Origin of the sequence: Solidesulfovibrio sp. (assembly GCF_029978005.1) — a bacterium.
GTDB lineage: Bacteria > Desulfobacterota > Desulfovibrionia > Desulfovibrionales > Desulfovibrionaceae > Solidesulfovibrio.
On the sequence record NZ_JARKOZ010000063.1, the window covers coordinates 1 to 4,696 of the forward strand.

Annotated in this window: 3 protein-coding genes; all 3 read right to left on the minus strand. The window is 68.9% G+C overall.

Annotation, left to right across the window (positions count from 1 at the left end; translation table 11 throughout):
- Positions 1-986, minus strand: a 986-nt coding sequence (locus Q1K70_RS07890) for a glycosyltransferase family 1 protein (RefSeq protein WP_300157602.1), incomplete at its 3' end; no start/stop codon positions are given.
- Positions 983-1,873: a glycosyltransferase family 2 protein gene (locus Q1K70_RS07895; protein WP_300157604.1), complete on the minus strand. Its 891-nt coding sequence runs from the start codon at positions 1,871-1,873 to the stop codon at positions 983-985. The genes Q1K70_RS07890 and Q1K70_RS07895, both read right to left, overlap by 4 nt.
- Complete coding sequence (locus tag Q1K70_RS07900) at positions 1,860-4,454, minus strand: glycosyltransferase (protein ID WP_300157606.1); 2,595 nt, start codon at positions 4,452-4,454, stop codon at positions 1,860-1,862. The genes Q1K70_RS07895 and Q1K70_RS07900 overlap by 14 nt, the downstream gene beginning before the upstream one ends.
- Positions 4,455-4,696: the final 242 nt, after the last annotated feature.

Here is a 4,696-nt window from a genome sequence, read left to right on the forward strand (position 1 = left end):
ACGTCCAGGGGATCGACCAGCACGGCCGCGTCGCCGGCCACCTCGGGCAGCGACGTGGCGTCGGAACAGACCACCGCCGCGCCCAGGCTCATGGCCTCCAGCACCGGCAGGCCGAAGCCCTCGAAAAGCGACGGATAGAGAAAGGCGTGACACGAGGCGTAAAGCCAGGCCAGCTCGGCGTCGGACACGTAGCCCGTGAAGACGAGCCTGTCCGCGATGCCGAGTTCGCGCACCGTGCGGGCCACGTCGTCCATGAGCCAGCCCCTGCCCCCGGCCAGCACCAGCGGCATGTCCCCGCCCGTCTCCCGCAGCCAGGCGGCGTAGGCGGCGAAAAGCCGCTCGTGGTTCTTGCGCGGCTCGATGGTGCCCACGCACAGCCAAAAGCTTCCCGGCGAAAGCTCCCCCACGGCCTTGGGCTTCTCGCGCGGGGAATCGGCGGAAAACCGGCTGGCCAGGGGCGCGACCACGGTCCGCTCGCGCGGGTAATTCGGGAAAACCCTCAAGAAGTGATTGAGGGAATATTCGGAAATGGACACCACCCGGTCGGCCGAGACGGCGGCGCGAAAGACGCCGTCGAAGCAGCCCGTGCGGTTGCCTTCCGTGGTCCAGGCCGGGTTCTCCAGAAACGACAGGTCGTAGAGGGTGTAGACGAGCCTGGCCCGACGCAAGCCGGCCGGGCAAAAGAAATTGTTGGCGTGCACGATGTCCGGCGCGCCGAGCCGAGCCTCGAAATCCGGCGGCGGCTGGCGGAAGAACCGCTTCTGGGAAGAAAACCGGCGAAACGTCGGCCCCGTCCTGAACCGGCCGCCGTCAGGGCGCAGGCAGGCCTTGGGGCGCGGTTCCCGGAAGAAGTCGCCGAAGGCGGGATACAGGACATAGTCGTTTTGCCGGTCCAGCCGCGCCAGGGCGTCCAGGAGCCCGGCGGCGAAATAGCCGCAGCCGGCCTTGCCCGCGCCGGTCTGGGACACGTCGAAGCCGATCCTCATAGTTGCGCGCCCGCAAAGAGCTTGCCCCGGGTGAGCCACGACGCCGTTGCCCGGGCCAGGGCGGGAGAGACGTCCCGATTCCAGCGCACCGAGGCGGCAAGGGCGGCCACAGCCACGGCCGGGGTGAAAAACATCGCCCCCTCCGCGAGCTTCCACCGCTCCCGGACCAGGGCGTGGGCGTAGTTGGCCAGCCAGCGGTCCGGGGCCCGGCCGAAGGTGGCGACCATCATGTCGTTGATTTCGGCGTGCACCTTGAGTCTGGCCCCGGAGGTCTTGGTCTGGGGATAGAACCGCGACCCGGCCAGCTTTCGCGGCAGGTAGGAAAAGACCGCCCCGCCCTTGGCCAGGCGCAGCCAGAATTCGTAGTCGAGCGTGTACTGCCAGCGCAGGTCCAAGCCGCCCAGCCGCTCCACGATCCGCCGCCGGAAAAAGGTCGCCGGCTGGCAGAGAATGCAGCGGTTTTTGAGCCGCTCCAGGTCGAAGGGCTCGACCGGATAGGGCTCGATGACGGCGTCGTCCACGTCGATGTGGTCCCCGTCGCCGTAAATGACGTCCACTTCAGGATATTTTTCAAAAACCTCAAGCACTGCTTCAAATGTGCCCGGGCAGTACACGTCGTCGGAATTGAGCCAGCCGACGACCTCGCCGGAGGTGGCGGCGATGCCCTTGTTGACCGCGTCGGGCTGGCCCTTGTCGCGCTCGCTGACGTAGCGCAGCCTGCCGGCGTAGCCTTCGAGCACACGCACGGTCTCGTCGGTGCTGCCGCCGTCCATGACCACGTATTCGAGATCGGGCACGCCCTGGGACAGCACGCTTTCGATGGTGCGGCCGATGAAGCGCCCCTGGTTGAAGGAGGGGGTGACGACGCAGAGGCTAAGCCTGGCCATGGGCATCCCCGTAGCGCAGGTCGACCTCGCGCGCGCCGTCGGTCAGGCGCAGCTCCAGGCAGCGCGCCGAGAGCCTGCGCCGGTCCGCGCCCGGCCCTGCCTTCTCGCCACGCCGCGCGCCGTCGAGGAAGAATTCCACGCAGCCGCCGTGGGGGCCGAGATCCAGGGAAAAGGACGCCTCCTTGCCCCGGGCCAGGGTCCTCGGCCGGCCGACCAGCTTGCCGTCCAGGAACGTCTCGATGCGCACCCGTCCCGACGGCGCGTCCGCCGGCAGGGCGAAGCGCGCCCGCAGCCACTGCCGGTGCGCGGCCGGGCCGAAGGCGGCGAAAAGGCGCGAGCCGCACCAACCGTCGGCGTAGAGTCCGCGCACGGCCGTGCTCTGGGACACCGGCCGCTCCAGCACCTCGGTGAAGACCTGCAGGTACTTGCGCGCCATGTCCTGCGGGCCGCCGAAGACGGACAGCCGGTCGCGCCCCTTGGCGATAAGCTCCCCGGCCAGCCCGGGTTCGTCCAGGAGGCGGGCCAGGGCCTGCGCCATGTCTTCGGGTCGGCGCGGGTCGAAATAGACGGCCGCCTCGCCGCCGACCTCGGGCAGGCTCGTGACGCTCGAGCAGACGATGGGCGTGCCCACGGCCATGGCCTCGACCAGCGGCATGCCGAAGCCCTCGAAAAGCGACGGGAAGACCAGGGCCGTCGCGCCCGTCATGAGGGCCGAGAGTTCCTCGTCGGACACATAGCCGGCGAAGTGCACGCGCCCGTCGAGACCAAGGCTCGTCACGGCCCGGCCGAGCTCCTGGCGCAGCCCCGTGTCCGCGCCGGTCAGCACCAGGCGCGCCCGTTCGCCTTCCCGCCGGGCGCACAGCATGCCAAAGGCCGTCAGCAGCATGCGGTGGTTCTTGTGGGGCCAGAAATTGGCCGGATACAGGAAATAAGGGTCGTCGCCCAGGCCAAGGCGCTGGCGCGCGGCGGCTGCGGCCGCCGCGTCGGTCCGGGAAAGGCGGCGCGGCAGGGAGATGTGGATGGTGGCCGTGCGCCCCGGCGGCACGTTGCCCTGCTCCAGGACCGTGGCCCGGGCGAAATCCGAGATGCACACCAGCCGCTCGCACACCCTGGCGGCGGTGAGAAACGTCCGCTCCCGGCCGGCCTCCTCCTCGGAGGAGAAAAACTGCGGATAATACGCGTATTGAAGATCGTAGATCACCGACACGGCCGGCACGTCGGGATGGTGGAAATACGGCATGGTGAAGGGACAAAAGAGCAGATCGACCTTCCTGCCGTTCCAGGAGGAGATGCCCCGGACGTGGCCGATGGCGCTGGCCCGGGCCCGCTCCATGTTGGGCGCGTCCAGATGGGCCAGTTCGTCGAAGGCGGCGTCGGAGACCAGGCACACGAACCGCCAGTCCGGGCGCATGGCGCGAAGCTCGTGCAGCAGCAGAATGGTCATGAGCTTGGCCCCGCCGTTGTCCCCGCCGGGCAGCACCGGGGTCAGGTCCACCAGCACCAGGATTTCGCCGTCCGCCTTGCGCGCCGCAAGCTCGGCCCGGGCCAGGCCCCTGGCCAGCAGGTGCTTGACGCCCTTGTTGTAGGCCCAGGCCAGACGATTGACCCGCAGCAAGGCCTTGTTGACGATTTCCGGCAGCCGGCCCCGACTCGTCCAGCCCGAGGCCGTCTCGCGGATGACGCCTTCGAGCCCACCATTGGCCGCGGCCTCGTCGCCGCACAGGGCCGCCGCCCGCGCTTCCGCCTCTTCGGCCCGACCGGCCAAGTCGAGTATGGCCAGCACGAACCGGCCGTCCGGCGTGCGCGCCAGGGCCGCCTCGACAGCCTCGCGACCATGGTCGGCCAGGGGCTCCCGGCCGGCTGTAAACAACATGTCATACGGAAAGAGCGGCGTTTCGAAACACAAATTGTCAAATCCTGCGAAAGCGAAAAGTTTACGCACGGCCTTTTCGCTGAAAAGATAGAGGTGTTCGGCCGGCAGCAGCATGCGCGCGAACGGGTCGCCGGCGGCCAGCAACCCGGCATGGGTCATGCCGGCCGGAAAGCGCGGGGTCTGAACGAAGACGACGCCGCCCGGGGCAAGCAGCCCCGTCACCCGGCGCAGGAGCCCCACAGGGTCGGGCAGATGCTCGATGACGTCCATGAGCACCACCGCGGCCAGGCTTCCGGGCGCGATGTCCTGCTCCTCCAGGGGGCCGGTCAGCATCGACACGCCGAAGGTCTCCCTGGCGATGCCGGCCACGGAGCCGTCGAGCTCCAGGCCCCGGGCGGAAAAGCCCGCCCGCGAGAGCAGCGCCGTGAAGCCGCCGTGGGCGCAGCCGAGCTCCAGCACGTCGCCCGGCGGCAGGCAGGCGCGCAAGAACCGCCGCAGCCAATAGACGCACCGCTCCGGCAGATCGAGCCTGGCCCGGGCCTCGATGGAAGGTTGGCCCAGGTCGCCCTCCTGATGGTCGTACCAGTAGTCGCGGCCGTAGCCCTCGGCGCGGTCCTCCCGCGACACCAGCGTGCCGCAGGCCGGACACAGCATGTACCCGTCGCTAAAGGGCTCCAGCCCGCCCGTCCCACACCAGCATTGCCGCATTATGCGCTCCCGGGGAGAGGGAGAAGAGGAATCGGGGGGAGGGAACCCCTTTTTGGGAAAAAGGGGTTCCCTCCCCCCGAGCCCCCCTCCTTCCCCAAAAACTTTTAAAGGGTGAAAAGGGTACCCGCATCAGCGATGCGGCAGGCTTCCAAAGCAAAAAATCCAAGAACTTCGCTCCGAAGGGGCGACGGGCTGGGGCCGGAATTTTCCCTGCCGAGCCTGCCGCGCCAGCGGCGGCATCG

What these genes read in the sequence shown, in the direction of transcription:
- Q1K70_RS07895 (WP_300157604.1), bottom strand. Translation starts at nt 1,873, where the DNA reads ATGGCCAGGCTTAGCCTCTGCGTCGTCACCCCCTCCTTCAACCAGGGG.
- Q1K70_RS07900 (WP_300157606.1), bottom strand. Translation starts at nt 4,454, where the DNA reads ATGCGGCAATGCTGGTGTGGGACGGGCGGGCTGGAGCCCTTTAGCGAC.